Genomic DNA, 20425 nt, shown 5'->3' on the forward strand with positions numbered 1-20425 from the left:
GGGTAACCAGTTGATGGTTACCCCCGATGTTTTAAATTTCTGGATCAAATGTTTTGCAATCCGTTTCTTTGCTATTTGATGCTTGCTTCCCTTTATGGCTGACAACATAAATAGCATCTGCACTGCATTTGTTTCCAGAATCCCAATATTTACAATTATTCACTTCACATAGAACATCTTTTGCCATCTTATCACACCTCCTCATTTGCTATCATTAACAAAGTTGGGGTTATTGATACTTTCCTTTTTCAGGTTTTGGTGTCTTAATTTTAATTGCGGGCGTCATGACGTACAAAAATCCGGGCAGTTTCCGCCCGGATTTTTGTATGCTTATGCGGATCTTTTCAATAGTTCTGCTTGAGGGATTTTCCAAAGCTCCCGCCATTTTTTCAAGGCGGCAACCAGGATGATCAAGCCTAGGATTAACATGGTGATCGATAATATTCCGTTCAAGATGCTGAATCCTGCAGAGTCCGGGTTCAGGTATACGTTTTTCACCATCCAGTACCCTGCTACATTGACTGTTACATATAAGTAGGCAAGGGGTACGAGGCATGTCCAGATATACCAGCGTTTGTCTGCGATTTTCAGTACGACGGTCGCACCGATGATGAGTCCAATCGAAGCCATGAGCTGGTTGGATACGCCAAAGAGTGCCCAGATCGAACCGATGTCCCCAGAGTAAAGCAAATATCCCCAGATAAAGCAGGCTAATGCGCTGGCGAAGATGTTCCCCGGCAGCCAGTCGACTCGTTTTAATGGTTTATAGAACTCCCCGAAGAAGTCCTGGATTAAGTAACGGGCAACACGTGTCCCTGAATCGATGGCAGTCAATATGAACACCGCCTCGAACATGATGACGAATTGGAAGAAAAATGAAGCCAATTTGTCAAAGAAGGGTATTTCGGTGAAAATATAGGTCATGCCGACAGCAAGTGTAACTGCCCCGCCTGTCCGTCCCTCCAGATTAATGCCGATTTCTTCACTGAGTTCGTCAAGGTGTACGGTTTCCATACCTAATGTTTGAAATACTTCAGGTGTGGAGTTAATCGCAAAATAATCTCCTGGCTGCAGTGAAACCGCAGCAATCAATGCCATGATAGCAACGACACATTCTACAAGCATCGCTCCGAAACCAACGGATTTGATATCACTCCAACGGTTTAACATTTTTGGAGTTGTGCCGGATCCGACAAATGCATGGAATCCTGAAATCGCGCCACAGGCGATGGTGATTGAAATGAATGGCCAAACCGGACCGGCTACAATCGGGCCCCCGCCATTAATGAATTCGGTAAACGCAGGAAACTGGATTTCTGGATTCACTACGAAAACGCCGATAATCAATGCGGCAAATACACCGATTTTCATAAATGTACTCAGGTAATCACGAGGTGCCAGCAGCAGCCAAACAGGCAAGGCGGCAGCGAAGAAAGCATAGATCGGCAAAATGATGGCAAGTGTGCTCGCCTCAAGTGTCAATAAGTCGCCAAATGCCGTTCCTTGTATGTTCGGCCCAAGTAAAATTGCGGCCATGATGAGCCCGAACCCGACGATGGTCGCCCCTTTCAGGTTGCCGGTTTTTTTATGGTAAAGCCCTACACCCATGGCGATCGGAATGGTGATCCCGACAGCGAACGTCCCCCATGGATTGTTTTCCAGAGCATGCAGAACGACCATTGAAAGTCCTGCCATCGTGATCGTGATGATAAAAAGCATCGCGAGTCCTGTACAGAAGCCTGCTACAGGTCCAAGTTCTTCTTTCGCAACTTCCGAAAGGGATTTGCCGTCTTTACGCATCGACGCGAAAAGCACGACGGCATCATGGACGGCTCCCCCGATTACAGCCCCGATCAGTAGCCATAATAAACTTGGCAAATACCCGAATTGTGCAGCAAGGATGGGTCCCACCAAAGGACCAGCCGCTGCAATGGCTGCAAAATGGTGGCCGAATGCCACCCATTTATTTGTTGGAACATAATCTTTTCCATCTTCTAATTTATGGGCCGGAGTCGGCTTGGAATCATCAAGTTTTAATACTTTAAGTGCTATGAATGTCCCGTATAAACGGTAGGCAATCATTAATATACAAATGGAGCCTATGACAATTGTAACCGCATTCATATTTGAACCCCCTCTATTACTTACATCGTAAAAAAATGATATCACAATGAAAGCGAATTCAATGGGTTTTCAAGTTATAATGCAGATATCGAGGGATGGACTGCATTATGATGAAGCTAAAATGCAGAATTATGAAAATTTTTAAAAACCGATCAGCTGCTTTAGCTCCTTCACATACGTCCGGCTTACCGGGATGTTTGACCCGTCACTCATAATGAGATTATAAGTCGAGTTGAACCAAGGCTGTATTTCGGATATATGGATGACATTCACGATAAAACTGCGATGCACCCGTAAAAATGATCGCTTATCGAGCTTCTTTTCAAGCACGATGAGAGGATCGCCGATTTTATATTCATTTTCCCCGGTTTTAATGACCGTCTTCCCTTCCACGAGTCCTATGAACAAAATATGATCCCGGTCTATCAAAACGATCCGATCATCTATCACCACAGCCAACTTACCTGTCTGTTCCACCGCCATTCGGCTGGCGGGAGCTGCTGTTCCGGATTCGTCTTTCCCGATTTGACGATGCTTCATGAGCTTATCCAAAGTTTGACGTATCCTTTTTTCATTAAAGGGCTTTAATAAATAATCAAATGCATATAACTCGAAGGCTTGGAGGGCAAACTCATCATAAGCGGTCGCAAAAATGAGCGAAGGTGCGGGGTCAAGTTCCGCCAATTGCTTAGCCAACTGCAAACCATTGCCATCTGCAAGCTCAATGTCCAAAAAGACAAGCTCCGGTTTAAGGCGGGAGATATCCCTCATGGCATCTTCTATCCCCTCGGCCTCACCCACAACTTCAACTTGCCTGCTTCTCTTCAATAGATATTTCAATTCATCTCTAGCCAGTGGTTCATCCTCTACGATAAATGCTTTCATCATCGTTGCCATACTCCTTTCTCGTTGAGTGGTACTGATATGTTCACTTTGGTTCCGTGTCCCGCTTCACTTTCGATCGAGAGGCTGGCCTGACCTTTATAGATCCCTTCCAGCCGTTCACTGATATTATGAAGGGCCGTTCCTGTTCCCTTAGCCGATTCTACAGCATGCTTGCCCAATTCATCTATTCTCCCGCCCGGAATCCCTTTTCCGTCATCCTCCACAACAATGTGCATCGCATCGTCTTTAAAGTATGCTCGGATGATGATTTGACCTTTGTTTTTCACATGTGGAAATGCATGGTGTACCGCATTCTCAACAAGTGGCTGCAATGTGAATGGAGGGATGAGAACTTCCTTAAGCCTTGGCTCAATTCGATAATCGATATGATATTTATCTGGAAAACGCGCCTGCTCCAGTGATAAATATGCGTTAACATGCTCTAATTCCTTTTCTAGCGGCACCAGTATTTGGCGGGCACCTTGTAAATTAGAGCGAAAGAAGGAACTGAGCTCCTGCAATAAACTTCTTGCCTTCTCGACATCCGTCCGGCATAGAACGGATATCGTATTGATTGCATTGAATAAAAAATGAGGATGGACCTGTGCCTGCAATGCTTTAATTTCAGCATCTTTCAATAATTTCGTTTGCATTTCCGCTTTTGCCAGTTCCAATTGAGTGGAAAATAGCTTGGCCAATCCTTCAGCTAACTCTTGTTCCACTTGGCTTAATTTATCCGGATGCTTGAAATACATCTTTAAAGTCCCGACCGTTTTCTGTTGGACCTGCAACGGCAGGACTACGGCCGCTTGCAATGGACATTGTTCATGAAAGCAATAAATGTCCTTTTTTGTTTTGGCCACGATGATTTTCCCTTGTTCAAGGGCTTGTTTCGTTAAGCCTGTCGCTATCCCCACCTTAGGGACATGGTGATCTGACGCAGCACCAACATGGGCAAGCACGCTATGTTCATTGGTAATGGCCACGGCATCGGCTTCAGTCAGCCCCAAGATGATTTGGGCTATTCTCTTGCATGAAGTTTGATTCAGACCTTGCCGGAAAAAGGGCAAAGTCTGATCCGCAATCAGGAACGCAAGATTGGTTTGTACGGCCCGAGTCCGTGCTTCGTCCCTTGTGATCGATTGAATGATGAGCATGAAAAGTAAAGTCCCGAATCCATTGATGATGATCATGGGAATCCCGATTACTTGTACGAGCTCCCATGCCCTTTCAAAGGGGTTGGCCGTTACCAGGATGATGCCCATTTGGATCGCTTCCAATGCCATGCAAATGGGAAGGGCAAACCAAGGGGTGATCGTCCCATGCTTTCGCCGCCTTTTCCCCAAAAGACCCGATAAAACCCCAGCCAAAATTGCAGCGATCGCACAAGCCTCCGCCGTAAAGCCCCCGAGAAAATAACGGTGAAGCCCCGCAATCAAACCTACTCCCAACCCAACAAAGGGTCCTCCCAGCAGACCGCCGATAGCCACGCCCATAATTCTTGTGTTGGCAATCGCGTTATCGGGAGCAATCTCAGCATGCCAATCACCATCCGGCATAGCATGAGTTCCGATTTCGATTCCTGTATAGTTACTTATGATGCCGAATGTTCCAAAAAGTGCGATAAACATGATTTTCTTCGACATTTCATGTTCATGGCCTATCATTTGCCGAAAGGGTTTCATATAAGAAAGCAGGAAGGCAGCAATCACGATAATCCCCACTTTTTCAAACAGCGACGGTAATAAATCAACCAAAGCATTCACCCCATTTCTGGCTTTTTCATTCATCTTACACCAGCCATGAAATCCTTGTCGAATTTTGTTTTTACGATTCCAAGAACATGGAAAAAATGAGGGACCATATCGGAGAAAAAGCTAGATTCTATCTAAAAAAAAGCCTATAGATACCAAGGCTTTTTCAATAGAAAGAAATCATTTTTTTCCGAGTCGTTTATCGCGGAATCGGACATCAGGGACCAGAGGCAGTAATTGAATTATTTATTAACATCCTTTGGCCGCCTTTGAATCAGAACGCTTTTTTTTTTCAATATTCCGATCACCAACAATAACACCGGGAGAAGAAAACAAATGGTTAAGGAAAAGGGCGTCCATGCTTTTACAGTAAAGTTTTGACTATGTACTGTATTTGGATGTGTAATGATGGAGAAGGCAAAAATTAAAAATGCTAATGGGAAATGAAGAAGTTTGTGATTTTTCAATCCCAAAACTTGAGCTAACCCGAGAGACAGTCCATAATAACAAATCGTTAGCTTGAAATACACGGATAGAATCCAAATGAAGGCTACAGTGACTTCAATACGCTCCAAAAAATCACCAATACTCATCCTCTTTCCCAATCTATAAGAAGGATGGTTTTGCAGTGCGGTTATATCAATACCCAATACGAGGATAGAGAAAATAATTACTAATAAAAGAACGAAGCCTCCCAATAATGTTCCTCGATAAAAGTTCTTTTTCATTTTAGCCTTTTCATTTACATAGGGCATGATCATTAAAAAGAAAACGAGCTGTACATACGGGAGCGCTAAAGTGTGATAGGAGCCCTTAATAATTGGTTTCATGCCTTCTTCAAAAATAGGTTGAATATGTTCTACTTTGATTTCAGGGATAAGAAGTAAAAATAACATGAAAAGCATAAAGACAATCCAAGGAAAAAAGATTATTGCAGTTCGACTGATGACTTCCAATCCTAATCGTACACCGATTATGCATGTCAATAAAAAAAGAATCATAATCATTTCAATAGGTGTTCCAACCAAAATTTGCGTCGTTGAAAAACTTCCAATTTCATACAATAAAGCGGATAAAAGGTACAAAATATAAAAAAGAAAGAGCAGTGCCGAAACTTTCCCAACCCATTTTCCCAATATTTTTTCATTAACTTCGACATAAGTCTTAGAAGGATAAATCGAGGCTAATTTATTATATAAGAAAACAAAACACAAACTGACGAGAGTAGTTATTATATAGGAAATCCAGGCATCCTGCTTTGCTAAATGGACAAGCAGCGCAGGTACATTGAGTATCGAACCTCCTATCGTAAATATGATGACCAATATAAGAAATTCTCCTGAGCTAATTTTGCCTTTCTCGAGCATAATCAATAAATCCCCCCTAAGACAAAATCCGTTCCATGAAAAATGTGAAGGGATTATAAATGTTTGTTATCCAGTCTAAGGGATTAGGAATGGTAACATCTTTAATTAATAAAATACTCAACGTCATACCAACTAAAAGCAATAGAATAAAGACGGAGATTTCCCTCCAGCATTTATTTTTAAAAAGTTGAGGTATTTCAAAATATGAAATAATTGCTCCAGTAAACACGGTTCCTATGATTGCCCACATAGATCTTTACTCCTCGACTTCTTTTTGAAAGGATTCTGTTATGGTGCCTAAATGGCGAATCCTTTAACGGTTACATTCACTTCCGAATGCATATCCACCTTCTGTTTCATTCCCAAGGCAGTAACGATGGCAAATTCATTCAACTCATTGCTGCTCCAACAGCCGGGCAGACATATGAACGTTACGGTTATGTTTTCACCTTGGATGTAAATATATCCATTTAAATGAAATAATTTGTCATGAATTCCTTAAAGCTTCTGTCCCGCTCTCTTCTGCTCTACCTGATTGGAAGGTTTATGATCGGTATCATTTCTGAAATAGCAATTGTCATTTTTGGAACCCTTCACACCCAAAAATAGTTTATTGTTAAACGAGGAAAGTAAACAGGTTATTTCATTTTAGGAACGAGTATGAGGTATGAATATGGAATTGAGAAATCAAATCATTTATATCAGTAAAAAAGTATTGAATAGTATTAAGAATTTCGAATTTAATTTTGAAACTACTATATTTATCTTTGATAAAGAGCTAAATGTTTTATACGCCAAAAGTAATGATGAAAATCAAGATTTATGTAAACTGGTTATAGAAGAATCTGTTGAAAATAATGCATTTATTTTAAGTTCATTGCAAAATACTACTGTAAAAACTAAAAATAAAATTTCCGGAAAGGATTTTAGTGTCATATCTTCCCCGTTCCATGAAAATAAAAATAAGGAATTGCAAGGCTATGTAGGTATATTCACAACGGATGATAGTGAAAATTTCAAAATGATTTCTGAAATGCTCGCTAATCAAATCTCCTACGAATTACATGTGTACCGTGAGAAAATATCAATTGAAGAAATAATAAAAACAGATAGATCATCTTTATTCACCAGGGAACCGCAACATAAAGTTGATTTGCGGATCATCCAGAATATAACGCAAGGTCTCAAAGATAAAGAAATAGCTGATAATCTGAATATTAGTGTTTCTACAGTTCGTAACCATATAAATAAATTGTTTGAAAAATTAGACGTGGCCTCCAGATCACAATTAATCAGCTTGCATTATGAAAATAAATTGCATGAAATTCTTCATGAAGTGAAGATGGAAAACCGCAATTTATAGTACTTATAGAAATAAAAAGCCAATGAGCATCATAAATCTACACATATAACAATCAAAAAATAGCAGTAAAAACACTGATGAATTTAATCCCATTTCTTTTCGGCGAAATGGGATTTTTTATGCTTACCCGAAATATGTTATCTATTGTATAAGAGGGATAAAGCTTATATTATGTTAAAATTTAAAGGGATGTTTAAACTTCATGCGAACTTGGATCATTTGTTTATGCTTTCAGTTCAGGAAAATTTCATGAGTAGTTTTAAATAATAAAGTAAATAAGTCGGAGGCGATTAATGTGTTGGTAGTTACCACAGAAAAGATTGAAGGGTACAAAATTGTAGAGGTAAAAGGGCCTGCCTTCGGTCTAATTGTTAGAAGCAGAGGGATTGGCGGCGATATCATGGCAGGGTTAAAATCCCTGGTAGGCGGAGAAATCAAGCAATATACAGCGATGCTTGAAGATTCAAGAAAAGAAGCTATGGACCGTATGATAAAAAATGCCAATGAAATGGGTGCAAACGCAATTATTATGATGAGATATGATTCTGGTGAAATCGGTACGAATATGAGCGAAATTGTTGCATATGGAACCGCCGTCATTGTGGAGAAAATATAATGAAATTCATCATAGGGTACTATATATTACAAATTATTATAGTTATCTTATGCATTTTACTTGGATACTTTATCTATGATAAACGGTTTAAACGCAATCACGGTGTAAAAATTCCTGATGGATTTCAATCGACAGATGAAATAAATATAGACCCCGTGACAGGAGAAAAAACAAGGGTGTATTATAATCCTGATACGGGTGAACGCTTTTATAAAAAAGAAAAATAGTTAAAAAGCCACGATTTTTACAATTAAAACCCCTTGTAACCATACAAGGGGTTTGATAACGACATTATTTTTCCATTACAGGCTTATAGTGCCCAGGTATGTTTTGGGCTGAAATGGCCAATCGGTTCCAGCCGTTGATGGTGATGATTATGGTAACGAGATCGATATATTGTTTTTCATCAAAATGAAGGCGGACCCTCTCATACAGTTCATCAGGTACACCGTTGGCAGAAATGGCCGTGACCGCTTCCGTCAATTCCAGCGCTGCCCTTTCCGAATCAGAATAGAATGGTGTTTCACGCCAAGCACTCAAACAGTAAATTCTTTGTTCCGTTTCACCCATTGCCCGGGCATCCTTTGTATGCATATCCAAGCAGTACGCACAGCCGTTGATTTGAGACGCGCGAATTTTAATCAATTCGATTAATGCGCTATCGATTTCCGTTGTTTTCTTGTACTCCTCCAAACCCATCATTAATTTGACCACTTCACGATTTGTCTTCATGTAGTTAATCCGTTGTTCCATGTCAATCTCCTCCATTAAATCTTTTTAGGTTCCACTTATAAGACAAAATAGAGGTTTGATTTGTGACATCCCCAAAAAAAGACCCCTCAATCTATCACAGGAATATGATTTAATTTATCGGGATTGGTAACAATGAAGATTTTGCGGATATTTTTTTGTTTTGGATCTAATTCAAAGCAGATGACTTTGGTAGGCTTTCCTTCTTTCATTTGCAAAATTCCTTCCTGGCCATTGACCATCACCGGAAGAAGTTCTCCTATGAAGCCCCCTTTAGCAGAAACGCCTTTAAGAAAGGCGGTTACGCGCTGTCTGGTTACAATTGGGTTTAATGCAGAAAGCACTTTACCTCCGCCGTCAGTAACAAGGACAACATCTTCTGTAAGAAGATCCAAAAACTCCTCAAAGTTTCCTGTCGCAGATGCTTTTATGAATTTTTTTGCCAACAGATCGACATGTTTCGTATCCTCCGGATGGACGGGCCTATCATTCTGTAATTTCCGCTTAGCCCGGCTGTAGATCTTTCTGCAGTTCACTTCATTCTTTTCCAGCATCTCGGCGATATCTTCATAGCTGTAAGTGAATGCTTCCCTAAGTACGAAAACCGCTCTTTCAACAGGTGAAAGCTGTTCCAGCAAAACGAGGAAGGCATATGCAACCGTTTCATCCGTTACGACCTTATCTAGAGGCTGATCTGTTTCGTTTACCCGAGGTTCTGGCAGCCAAGGACCTGTGTAAACCTCTCTTCTCTTACGGGCTGATTTCAAGTAATTCAGACAGCGGTTTGTCGTCATTTTCGCAAGATATGCTTTTATGTCCTTAATTTCGTCGGTATCAAGCTTAAGCTGCAGGAATAAATCATGAACGATATCTTCTGCATCGGTAACCGATCCGAGCATCCGGTATGCGATGGAAAAAAGAAAAGGTCGATATGTCTTATATAATGAATCCAACTCCACTTGCTTCACCTATTTTCTATCAAATTCGTTTTCGAAATCCTATCACTAATTATTCTCTAACCCAATCATTTCTCCTTCAGCAGTCCATCCTATAATTCAAACAACTTAAAAAGAGCAGCAAAAGAGCTGCTCTCAGACTGCAGACAAACTAGCTCCCTCTGTTAAAATGGTGTACCCAATTTCGGATACTCATTTATCAAGGTGCTTCATACCATACGATATCATCAAACATTTTTACAACCCGCGGTATGAAGCCTTCTTCATATTCTTCCGGGTATTGAACGATCGCATAGTAAACGCGGTCGCCATGTTGAAAAACCGACACTGTACCCAATATGGAATAATTACTGCCCTTCTGGCTAATGTCAAATTCCACCTCAGACCAATCAAATCGGTTAGGCGAATTATCAGATCGCTGTTTTATCTCAAAGCCGTTGCTTATCACAACTTCCCTCGCAAACTCCGCCTGTTCTTCTATTGTCGCATTCGTACCCTCACTTTTGGAAAAAATCTGAACTTTGGCATTCTCATTTCTCTTTCCTGCAAAATTTGCAAAAACAATCATTCCATCTCCTTCACCAGAACTAGCCTCTTCAACGACCATGTCATCCACGATGTAGGTTGAGAATCCCAATGCCTGACTGTGATGAAGCGTGAATTGGAATGGTTCTTCCATACCTTCTAATATGATCGTATCCGTTTTCGTATTTGGCAGATCTTTTGCCGGATCATCGACCGATTCACCTGGAGGATCTTCTTGCCCGTCGGTTTGCTTAGGATTATCACTTGGCTTTTCTGAAATTGGCGGAGATTCCTCATTTCCCTCCTGGACTTCTTTACAAGCACTAAGTCCTGTTACCAAAAAAACGGCTGCCAAAATCAACAATATCTTTTTCATTGGAACCCTCTTTTCTTGTGTTTTAACAAATTATTATACGGTCCCATATGGAAAAAAGTTACACTATGCTTCATTGAAATATCAGACTTTATCGACTAAAAAGATTGATACTCCACTCGTTCCGAAAAGAAAATATGAGATTGATTCACTTTGATGCGTCTATATCTTTATTTAACTAAACTATTCGATAGATAGTTTGAATAGGGAGTGCTTGAATGTATGATAATGTAAAGAATCGCACGTTCAAAAGGCCGCCAATTGGCGGCCTTCATAACTTCCCTTGCCTCATATGTACTAATTGAAAAATAAATGTTTTGGTTAAGATCCAATGCTATGTTCTACTGCAGTATCCCAACTAGGAAAATAATACAATGCATTTTTCATTAACTCCGGATCTGACTTCTTTACCTCTTTCTTTCGAGGTGGCTTCCCTTCTTTTTCTACCAATGCAGAAATTTGATTCACGACTTCTTCAACACTCATATTCACTTCCATCTCTGTTCCCTCCTTCTAGTTCTTATTTATATTTTTTCCCAATTGATGAAAAGTAATACAATTTTTCTTAAACTAAACTACCAGTTTAGTTTAAGAAGGTTATTTGAATGTATGATAATTGAAAGGATCCTACAGACAAAAAGCCAACGAAATCGTCGGCTTTTTGTCTAAATAATTCCCAAAATACTTTCTAGAAGTAACATGATTAATAAACGACAAGCATAAGGAACCGAAACAATAATAAATGCCATACCATGCTATATCGCTGTCCCAGTTTCGCCATGTTTTTTATGTTTTACTTTTTATGAATAGTTTCGCAGCCTATTCAGCAATCCTCTATCATTCTATGCAAAGCGAGTTGCTGCTCACCCTTCATATCAGCTCAGGAGCTTCTTCTGGATTTTGCTTGAATCGGTCTTCATGATGAGCTTCAATCGTGTGCAGAAAGCTTTTCATGGAGTTTGTCATATAAGCATCTTTACGGTGAATGAAGACTGTCGAGATATTGCGGTATTCTTCCGGAATGGGATGCACGTGGACTTTTTCATTGGCTGTTAGGTGATTCACCGCCGATTGTGGTACGAGGGTAATGCCAAGGCCGAGTGTTACGCTGGTTAAGATCGTTTCCAATACATTGAACTCCATGATCCTTTTAGGCATCACTTCTTCTTCCCTCAGCCATTGTTCCAGCTTGGAGCGATAGCCACACCCCTGACTGAATACTAAAAATGGTTCCGTTATGATTTCTTCAAGGTTAAATGTTTCATTTCTTGTAACTAATACAAGTTTTTCTGTACATACATCGTATGGCTGAATGAGCGGATGTTTGATCGGTCCTGTAACAAAAGCGCCATCCAGCCTGTGTTCAATGACATCTTTGATTAAGTCTTCCGTTAACCCCGCCTTTATGGATAAATCGACATTTGGATACTGTTTATGATAGGAGGCTAGAATCTTGGGAAGATCGCTGACCGTTTCAACTGTACCGATGTTCAATATCCCTGTAGGTGTTTCACTATCCAGGAATACTTGCTTGAGTTCTTCCACATCAAGCAAAATTTTGTTTACATACTCCAGCATTTTTCTGGCCTCCGCAGTTAGTGACATGCCACGTTTATGCCTATTGAATAAAGGCGTCCGTAACTCCTGCTCTAAATGCTTAATCCTCGCCGTTACATTGGATTGGACGTAATTCAACTCAACAGCCGCCTTACTTACGCTGCCATATTTAGCGACGCACTGGAATATTTGCAAATCCCGCATTTCCATAAAAGTGCCCCCCTTTCTCAACTATCATTAATAATGATGATTATATTCATTTTAAGTCATTTTACATGATAATGACTTTATCATAAGGTGTGTATAGGAATTAAATCAATCATTATTTTTGAGGGGAAGCTTTTATGAAAAAAAATCAAGTTTTAATCGGTGCACTTTTATGTTTGACTGCCAGCATTTCTTGGGGAGCGATGTTTCCAGTTGCAGAAAGGGCCTTAATGTATATTGATCCTTTTTATTTCGCTTTTTTGCGATATTTAGCTGTTAGCGTCCTTTTAGGGATATTACTTTTAATGAAAGAGGGTAAGAAGTCTTTTAGCCTGGAAGGGCAAGGAAAGAAATTATTGTTTTTTGGGACGATGGCGTTCACTGTATACAATTTTCTCATTTTCGCAGGTCAAGATTTACTGGGGCATAACGGGGTGATTGTTGCTTCCATCATGGAATCATTAATGCCCATGATTTCAATTTTAATTCTGTGGGTTTTCAAAAGTGCCAGACCCATGAAGTATACAATCGCCAGCATGTTCCTTGCCTTGATAGGGGCCATTCTTGTCATTACCAATGGCAGCTTATCATTCGTATTTTTATTGAAAGATAGTATCATCCCTATCCTTTTCATTCTTATCGGGGTTATAGGGTGGGTTATTTATACGATGGGCGGCAACCAATTTAACGGATGGTCAACACTTCGCTATTCGACTTTAACATGCATTTTAGGAACAGCAGTATCAGCCATCATAACCTTCCTCGCAACGGCAATGGGCCTGTCCGTCCCTACGGCAGAGGTTATGCAATCCATTTATGGCGAAATGATTTTCATGATTATTTTCCCTGGTGCCATAGCCCTTTTAAGCTGGAATTTAGGCATTAAACTTTTAACGCCGATCAATGGAATCCTATTTATCAATTTAGTTCCAATCACCACGTTGGCCATCGTTTTCATCCAAGGAGGATCACTATCATCCTACGAATTACTCGGAACTTTTTTAGTGATATATGCTTTGATTCAAAACAATTATTTTCAAAGAAAGAACTTGCCTTCCCGGGTTAAGGAAATGAATCCAAGTGAAGAGAATCATTTAATTAAAGGTACACAACATCAATAGGAGGGCAACAATGGATTTATTAACGCTTATGCTAATCTTTGGATTGGCTATACTTTGGGAATTGGCAACGATTAATAAGAATGTGAAAAAGATGAATGAGCAAAATGCAGAATTGATCAATCTGTATAATGAAAGAAGGAAAAGAATTCAATAAAATAGACTTCAATGTAAAAAATCCTCTCATTTAGAGAGGCTTTTTTGCATTTTGATGATCGTACTTTTCACCAAGCTTCTTCCGGATATCCGCTGCTACGTTCTTTAGCGCCTTTTTCGATCCCCGCTCTAAGTCATGGTTCAATTTCCTTTCCTTGTAGCCGACAGATAAAGTATTGAGATCATAGCCTTCAGGATATAAATCGACGGCCTTTATATCAAGCTCGAGCCTATCGGCATGAACCTCCTTGAAGGTATCTTCGAAAAGTACGACGACATCTATCCCGCTAAACAAGGAGGGCCGTATCATTTTTGAAATTGTACTGGTCATATCTGGAACCCACCGACTAATAAAATCGTTTATTTTGGAAACAAGGATTAGTAAACTGTGATTTTCATTCTAGGTATTTGGGTGTTTAACCTGAACGGAGCAATTGGCTTTGCTATGGTCGGATAGATTTTTATTAAATTCAAAGGATGATTGATTAATAATGAAAAAATCAAAAAAATATATTGTCCTATTTCTCTGGGTAGTATTATTTTTATATTTCTTTGATATGTATATGCCCAAAGGTATTTATTATTTTGTTGTAGGAATACCAGTACTTTTTCTAAGTTCAATTTTTATTTTAAAGATGTTTGATCATTCAAAAGATGTAAGAGGCTAAATATCTAGGTGATACTAACAGCCTTTTTCAGATGATGTATGTATCCCTTTCTTATTTTATCTTTCATCTCTAATTGATTTTGATTGTTTAATACCTTTTATATCTGAGTCTAGAGCCTAATCCTTCTTTCTTCACACTAGAAATTATGACAATATTAAAGGGTATGAGCCCTGTTAAAACAGAACTCATACCCTGCCGATGTCTAACTTTTTTTGGTGAACACGGTTATCACAACCGCTATATTACAATTTCATAAGTCATCAGGATTTGGTTTTTCCCGTTCATAATCCATCCCTGTTTATTCACCAAGCTTCTTCCGGATATCCGCTGCTACGTTCTTTAGCGCCTTTTTCGATCCCCGTTCTAAGTCATGGTTCAATTTCCTTTCTTTGTAGCCGACAAATAATGTATTGAGATCATAGCCTTCAGGGTATAAATCGACGGCCTTTATTTCAAGCTCGAGCTTATTGGCATGAACTTCCTTGAAGGTATCTTCGAAAAGTACGACGACATTATTGAAGGAGTCCTTTTTCTTATAAACGATCGCGTGCCCATTCAGTTCGCTTACCTTCACTTTGTCGCCGACTTCATATTCATAAGATGATTCTTTAGGAACGGCCGCTGGCTTCGCTTTTTTGATTTTACTTTCCTGGACACGCTCCAAGTCGTAGTCTTTATTTTCGATATAGAGCTTTGCCTTTTGCAGAACCTTTTCACGGACATTCATTTTTTTGGCTATCCAAAGGGCATTGCTTTCCCCGGATTGACCGATCAACAGCTTGTATTTTGGCTCAAGTGTTTCACTGTTGAATTGCATGGCTGCATTCATGAAATCACTGTGTATTTCCGAATAGCGCTTGATTTCACCATAATGGGTCGTCGCAATGGTTATGCACCCTCTTTGATAAAATTCCTCAAGGATGCTAATCGCCAATGCGGCTCCTTCATTCGGTTCCGTTCCGCTCCCAATTTCATCGAACAGCAGCAAGGAGTTATTGGTTATTGCCCCCATGATTTCCGAGATGTTTTTCATATGCGATGAAAACGTGCTCAGTGCATTTTCCATGCTTTGATTATCGCCGATATCGACGAATACCTGGTCAAAGACGGCAAGCTCCGTCCCCTCTTTCCCGGCAACATGCAGTCCTGACATGACAGCCAATGTAAGGATGCCGATCGTTTTCAGGACGACAGTTTTACCCCCGGCATTAGGGCCTGTGATAATCAAGCTGCGATAGTCCTTACCGATTTCAAAATCCAAAGGTACGCTGCCTTGCGGCAATAGTGGATGCTTACAGCCCGTTAATTTAATATAACCGTGATCATTGATTTTCGGTTCGATGGCATCCATGCTTTTACTGAACTTGGCTTTTGCGAAGATCATGTCATATTGACTGATCAACTCGATGTTTATCTTGATCGGTTTCAGCTGTTCGAAAACCGTTCCGGATAATGTGGCCAAAAGTTGATACTCTTCCATCGATTCCTCCGCCTTTAAGCTTGCCAATTCTACATTCAATTTCGTAACAGAGGCAGGTTCAATGAACACGGTAGCCCCTTTTGCCGATACTTCCACGATTGTTCCGGCCACTTGATTTTTATAGGAGGCTTTGATCGGGATGGTGTAGCGATCATCCTTTTTACTGATGAAAAATTCCTGAATGAACTCTTTATTGGCTCCGCTCTTCAAGAACTTATTCAGCCGTTCCTCTATTTTACCTTCTGTCTTGATGATTTGGTTCCTGATCCGTTTCAGGTCCTTGCTTGCTTCGGAAACGACAGCATTTCCCTTTATGGTGAATTGGATTTCTTCTTCAATGCTCCTGAATTCAGTCATGGAGCGGGCGTAGGAATGCAGTGTCGGTGCAAAGAACTCTTTATCGGTCATGAATTTCTTAATATTCCTGCATCCTCTTAAGAAGTCTGCTATCGCCACTAACTCTGACGGCTCCAAAATCATTCCTTTTTCCAGTTTGTCGATATGGAGGCCAATATGTGAAATGCCCTTCAAGGGAATATGGCTTTCCGCATTCAGTAAGTTCCTTGCCTCCGTGGTCTCGTTCAAACGATTTTTAACGACCTTCAAGGTGCTGCTCGGCTTAAGCTGATCCAATAACGCTTTTCCTAAACCGCTTACGCAATGGTTTTTGACCATTTCCTTGAGTTGGATATATTGTAATTTTTCATAAGTCATTGTATTCATCTAATGATCCTCCTTGAATGAGTGAGTGAATGAAATTCCCGAATCCAAAAAATGCCCGCAATGGTCCCCCCTACCTTTACAAATGAACAAGCCATTTGAGTAGAAAGCTCCTGCGGGCATCGGCCTTATCCATGGATAAGTGCCTAAAATCGATAACAAATAGGGCAGCTCGAATAGACCTGCGTGCACAAAAAAGCATGATAGGACAAATCCCACCATGCTTTTCGCCGTAACACCTACATGTTACACGATTTATGGAAAAGGAAGCAGTCTTAAGGTAGGTATTCACAATGCAGAATTGCATTGTGAAAAAAGGCATACGTAATCCACTGACATAACAGTGATTAAATACCTTATTCAACTAAATTAGTTGATACCTACTCCCGACATAAAACACCACACCTTTTCTTAGATTGGAATTAACATACCATATCAGTAAGAAAGAGTCAATTCATTTTTTGCCGTTTACCAAAGTTTCATTAAAAGATTCAAGAAAAAAATGCAGCCAAGCCCATGGTACTCCCCAATTCATTGTCTGAATATTTACTTTAAAATCGGGGTATGTTATCCTTATATTGACATAAACTAAAAACAGCCTCATGCGCTAACATGAGGCCGACAACTAGCAAGAGTGGTTGGTCACAACTAACTTAATTAATCGTCAGAAGAAGAACCATTGCCATCTTGGGAGGATGAGTGGTTCTTTTTCCGTTTCTTGGCGAACATAGACAGGATAAGACTGGTTGCTACTGCAACAAATATCTCTTTACCCATATCTGTTATCAAGTTCAATAAGAAATGAATCAAGCGGTCACCTCCTTTCCAATCTACATTAGATGGAAAAGCAAAGCGTGACCTACCACTCTATCCTCAGTTGTTCCTCTATTTTATCATATTTTTACCTTAATGGTAATTATATGAAAATAAACAAGTCCAGCTAACATTTGATGCATTAAGAAAGGGGATTATCCATTGGATAATCCCCTTTTCGGTTTAAGCTTCATCACTCATCATGAGAGGGACTGTTTTCCCTTCGTTCACGTTGATCAATCCATGGTCGGTTATTTTCAGAGCCGGGCTGACAGGAAGCGATAAGGTGCTTAATGACATGATGACATTATAATGTTCGTAGCCTAACGATTTAAGTGCATCTGTCAGGTGCTGAACCTGCTTTGATACGATGTCCATCGGCTCTTCGGAAAGAATCCCTCCTACCGGCAGGGGAATCATCGATAGGACCTTGCCATCGTGGACGCAGCAGACACCGCCTTGCTTCCTTATCACTTCGTTAGCGGCAATCATCATATCCTGCTTATTATGACCAATCACCAGAAGATTATGGTTATCATGCGAATAGGTTGTGGCGACAGCTCCACGCTTCAATACATCGCCGGTGATCAACCCGTGCGCCCGATTACCGTTTTTCCCGTATCGTTCGAATGTGGCGATTAAACCATAAGGGCTTTCTTCCCAGCTTAATTGACCATCCTTCCCTTCGATACGATCATGGGTTTCAGATGTGAAAGTAGAACCGTTCTGCACGTTTATGATCCGGCACTTGCTGCTTTCAAGACTATCCGGGATCGTGATGTTAAAATCATTTTCGGTAAGTTCCGCAAGCTTCACACTTTGATAGAAATGCTCAGGAAATTGTTCTTCCTTCACTTCTTGGACATATGGGCGTGAAGATTCATAAACTAGCTCACCTTTTTTGTATACTTGTTCAATTTCAAATGTTTCCAAATCCGATAGCAGCAGGAAGTCTGCTGTTTTTCCAGGTGCAATGGCGCCGCGGTCATACATCCGCATCCGCTGTGCAGGTGTATAGGTGCATGCATAAATGGCTTTTTCCGGAGTCATCCCCATTTGGATGGCTTTCTTTAAAAGGACGTTCAGATGTCCTCTGTTTTGGAAAGAGTCGGTCATGACATCATCGGTGACAAAGCAGAAATGTTCATCCACCTGATTTTCCTTCAAGTAATCTATCACTTCTTCAGTCATTGATTTCTCTTGAATCTCAATGAACATCCCGGCTGCGATCCTCGCATACATCCCTTCCACGGTCTGGTGTGTATGATCTGAATTCACTCCGGCATTAATAATCTTTTGCAAGTCCAAGTCAAGCAGCTTTGGAACGTGCCCCTCTATGATCAGATCTGGATACCGGGAACGGATATGGGACAAGATCTTATTCGTTTTGCAATCCGGGTCTGTTATGACCTCATAGTAATTCATGATCTCGCCGAGACATATAATGTCCTCCGTTTGCATCAATTCGTCTATATCATCTATTTCGATCGAACCGCCTGTTGTTTCCATCGATGTGGCTGGAACGGAACTCGGGATGGCATAAAACATATCCGCTACGCAATCTTGACTTGCTTTGATCATTTCCTTCACACCGGAAATGCCGAAAACATTGGCCATTTCATGCGGTTCCGGCACGATCGTCGTCACGCCATTTTTGATTAACCCGTAGGAAAAAGTCGCAGGCGTCACCATCGTACTTTCAATGTGGAGATGGATATCGATCAGACCTGGAACCATATACTTCCCCTGTCCATCGACGATTGTATCCGGTTCGAAGGCATCCAATTCACGTTCTCCAATATAATAGAACTTTCCATCCTTGATGGCTGCATTCCCTTTAATGAATCTTTTAAAATAGCTGTTAAACACGTTGATATCCCTTACAAGCATATCCATTCGCATAACTTACCCTCCTAAGCTAGTCAACAAGCACCATCTGGTTTCTCGGAATTTCAAGGATGATTTCCTGACCCGTCCGATAGGATTCCGCCATTTCCTTGTTCACAGTGAAATCCCCTATTGGAGTTTCAACGACATATTGATAGCTTCTTCCAAGATACGTACTTACCTTGACTCGGCCAGGTAAACTATTTTCCTGAACAGCTCCCGTGTTATCTTTTTCCCTGATCAGCAGATCGTCCGGCCTGATGGCGCCTATTTTTCCCGTTGAATTGCTCATCTGCGGATCCTTGTGCAGCACAAATGAGTATCCAGATTTGTTCAGTTCGATTTTACCGTCATGATCTGTCCGCTTATCGAAGTCAATGAAGTTCTTGAAGCCGATGAAGTCCGCGACAAATTTGGTTTCAGGATATTTGTAAATGGTAGCGGGGTCACTAAGCTGTTCGATGATCCCTTTGTTCATGATCGCCACCTGGTCGGATATCGAAAAGCATTCTTCCTGGTCATGGGAAACATATACCGTTGTAATCCCCAGCTCTTGTTGGATACGGCGAATCTCGACTCTCATATTCACCCGTAAGTTGGCATCAAGATTACTCAATGGCTCGTCAAATAAGAGGATGTCCGGTTCAATCACCAGCGCCCTGGCAATCGCTACCCGCTGCTTTTGCCCTCCGGAAAGCTCTTGGGGATATCGTTTTTCAAAACCTTTCAAATTAACGATCTCGAGCACATTCATTACTTTTTTTTCGATTTCACTTTTAGCATTCTTTCTCAGACGGAGACCGAATGCAATATTATCGAATATCGACAAATGCGGAAATAATGCATAGTTTTGGAACACAAAGCCAAAGTTCCGCTTGTTGACGGGCACTTTCGTATAGTCCTTTTCCTTGAATAAAAACTTCCCTTCATTCGCCTGTAAAAACCCGGCAATTAAACGGAGGGTCGTCGTTTTCCCACAGCCGCTCGGGCCAAGAAGGGATACCAGTTTCCCTTTTTCAATCTCAAGATTGAAATCCTTTAATATATTCTGTTTGTTATATGCTACAGATATATCTTGTAAAGTGAATAAAGCCACCCATCATTAC

General features: G+C 40.7%; 20 protein-coding genes. 5 read left to right on the forward strand and 15 right to left on the reverse strand.

The genetic code is table 11. The features are described from left to right. Positions 1-31 precede the first annotated feature (31 nt). The 5 genes from AC1DIV_RS20760 to AC1DIV_RS20780 all read right to left on the reverse strand — a co-directional run bounded on the left by AC1DIV_RS20760 (position 32) and on the right by AC1DIV_RS20780 (position 6130). A complete protein-coding gene (locus tag AC1DIV_RS20760; RefSeq protein ID WP_065421101.1) occupies positions 32-187 on the reverse strand; it encodes a DUF1540 domain-containing protein in 156 nt (51 codons plus the stop codon). 143 nt (positions 188-330) lie between these two features. Then, a complete protein-coding gene (cstA, locus tag AC1DIV_RS20765; RefSeq protein ID WP_048679266.1) occupies positions 331-2124 on the reverse strand; it encodes a carbon starvation protein CstA in 1794 nt (597 codons plus the stop codon). A gap of 141 nt (positions 2125-2265) precedes the next feature. Then, on the reverse strand, positions 2266-3012 hold the full coding sequence (locus AC1DIV_RS20770; RefSeq protein ID WP_477577327.1) for a LytR/AlgR family response regulator transcription factor: 747 nt from the start codon (positions 3010-3012) through the stop codon (positions 2266-2268). Continuing rightward, entirely contained in the window at positions 3009-4766 is a 1758-nt protein-coding gene (locus AC1DIV_RS20775; protein WP_477577338.1) for a LytS/YhcK type 5TM receptor domain-containing protein, read from the reverse strand. The genes AC1DIV_RS20770 and AC1DIV_RS20775 overlap by 4 nt, the downstream gene beginning before the upstream one ends. Positions 4767-5005: 239 nt before the next feature. Continuing rightward, a complete protein-coding gene (locus tag AC1DIV_RS20780) occupies positions 5006-6130 on the reverse strand; it encodes a GerAB/ArcD/ProY family transporter (protein ID WP_477577340.1) in 1125 nt (374 codons plus the stop codon). A gap of 673 nt (positions 6131-6803) precedes the next feature. Here AC1DIV_RS20780 and AC1DIV_RS20785 point away from each other — a divergent pair. The 3 genes from AC1DIV_RS20785 to AC1DIV_RS20795 all read left to right on the forward strand — a co-directional run bounded on the left by AC1DIV_RS20785 (position 6804) and on the right by AC1DIV_RS20795 (position 8336). Then, a complete protein-coding gene (locus AC1DIV_RS20785) occupies positions 6804-7493 on the forward strand; it encodes a response regulator transcription factor (RefSeq protein WP_340877532.1) in 690 nt (229 codons plus the stop codon). A 295-nt stretch (positions 7494-7788) separates the two neighbouring features. Next, positions 7789-8109, forward strand: a complete 321-nt coding sequence (locus AC1DIV_RS20790) for a YbjQ family protein (RefSeq protein ID WP_034304199.1) — start codon at positions 7789-7791, stop codon at positions 8107-8109. Continuing rightward, on the forward strand, positions 8109-8336 hold the full coding sequence (locus tag AC1DIV_RS20795; RefSeq protein WP_048683493.1) for a hypothetical protein: 228 nt from the start codon (positions 8109-8111) through the stop codon (positions 8334-8336). The genes AC1DIV_RS20790 and AC1DIV_RS20795 overlap by 1 nt, the downstream gene beginning before the upstream one ends. A 64-nt stretch (positions 8337-8400) precedes the next feature. Here the strand turns inward: AC1DIV_RS20795 and AC1DIV_RS20800 are convergent, their stop codons facing one another. From AC1DIV_RS20800 to AC1DIV_RS20820, 5 genes are all read right to left on the reverse strand, one after another. Further along, complete coding sequence (locus AC1DIV_RS20800) at positions 8401-8862, reverse strand: carboxymuconolactone decarboxylase family protein (protein ID WP_054399644.1); 462 nt, start codon at positions 8860-8862, stop codon at positions 8401-8403. Positions 8863-8948: 86 nt separating this feature from the next. Continuing rightward, a complete protein-coding gene (locus tag AC1DIV_RS20805) occupies positions 8949-9818 on the reverse strand; it encodes an RNA polymerase sigma-70 factor (protein ID WP_340877533.1) in 870 nt (289 codons plus the stop codon). A 196-nt stretch (positions 9819-10014) separates the two neighbouring features. Continuing rightward, positions 10015-10716 (reverse strand): hypothetical protein, encoded by a 702-nt coding sequence (locus AC1DIV_RS20810; protein ID WP_340877535.1) that lies wholly within the window; start codon positions 10714-10716, stop codon positions 10015-10017. 318 nt (positions 10717-11034) lie between these two features. Then, the gene (locus AC1DIV_RS20815; RefSeq protein WP_164855090.1) at positions 11035-11211 is read right to left on the reverse strand and encodes a hypothetical protein; all 177 of its coding nucleotides are present in this window, start codon (positions 11209-11211) and stop codon (positions 11035-11037) included. A gap of 372 nt (positions 11212-11583) precedes the next feature. Continuing rightward, on the reverse strand, positions 11584-12480 hold the full coding sequence (locus tag AC1DIV_RS20820; RefSeq protein ID WP_340877536.1) for a LysR family transcriptional regulator: 897 nt from the start codon (positions 12478-12480) through the stop codon (positions 11584-11586). A 134-nt stretch (positions 12481-12614) separates the two neighbouring features. Here AC1DIV_RS20820 and AC1DIV_RS20825 point away from each other — a divergent pair, with 134 nt between their 5' ends. Together AC1DIV_RS20825 and AC1DIV_RS20830 are read left to right on the forward strand one after the other, a co-directional pair. Further along, entirely contained in the window at positions 12615-13598 is a 984-nt protein-coding gene (locus AC1DIV_RS20825) for a DMT family transporter (protein WP_477577328.1), read from the forward strand. A 10-nt stretch (positions 13599-13608) separates the two neighbouring features. Further along, entirely contained in the window at positions 13609-13752 is a 144-nt protein-coding gene (locus tag AC1DIV_RS20830) for a YrzO family protein (RefSeq protein WP_264639427.1), read from the forward strand. Between the two features lie 30 nt (positions 13753-13782). Here the strand turns inward: AC1DIV_RS20830 and AC1DIV_RS20835 are convergent, their stop codons facing one another. From AC1DIV_RS20835 to AC1DIV_RS20855, 5 genes are all read right to left on the reverse strand, one after another. Beyond that, complete coding sequence (locus AC1DIV_RS20835; RefSeq protein WP_340877539.1) at positions 13783-14082, reverse strand: hypothetical protein; 300 nt, start codon at positions 14080-14082, stop codon at positions 13783-13785. 635 nt (positions 14083-14717) lie between these two features. Beyond that, positions 14718-16622, reverse strand: a complete 1905-nt coding sequence (locus AC1DIV_RS20840; RefSeq protein ID WP_340877540.1) for an endonuclease MutS2 — start codon at positions 16620-16622, stop codon at positions 14718-14720. 654 nt (positions 16623-17276) lie between these two features. Then, on the reverse strand, positions 17277-17429 hold the full coding sequence (locus tag AC1DIV_RS20845; RefSeq protein WP_153246156.1) for a hypothetical protein: 153 nt from the start codon (positions 17427-17429) through the stop codon (positions 17277-17279). A 186-nt stretch (positions 17430-17615) separates the two neighbouring features. Further along, positions 17616-19334, reverse strand: a complete 1719-nt coding sequence (locus AC1DIV_RS20850) for an adenine deaminase (protein ID WP_340877541.1) — start codon at positions 19332-19334, stop codon at positions 17616-17618. Positions 19335-19350: 16 nt separating this feature from the next. Continuing rightward, positions 19351-20415, reverse strand: coding sequence for an ABC transporter ATP-binding protein (locus AC1DIV_RS20855; RefSeq protein WP_063575186.1), 1065 nt, complete (start codon positions 20413-20415; stop codon positions 19351-19353). Positions 20416-20425 lie beyond the last annotated feature (10 nt).

The sequence above is a fragment of the Peribacillus sp. 05N428 genome (assembly GCF_056397085.1).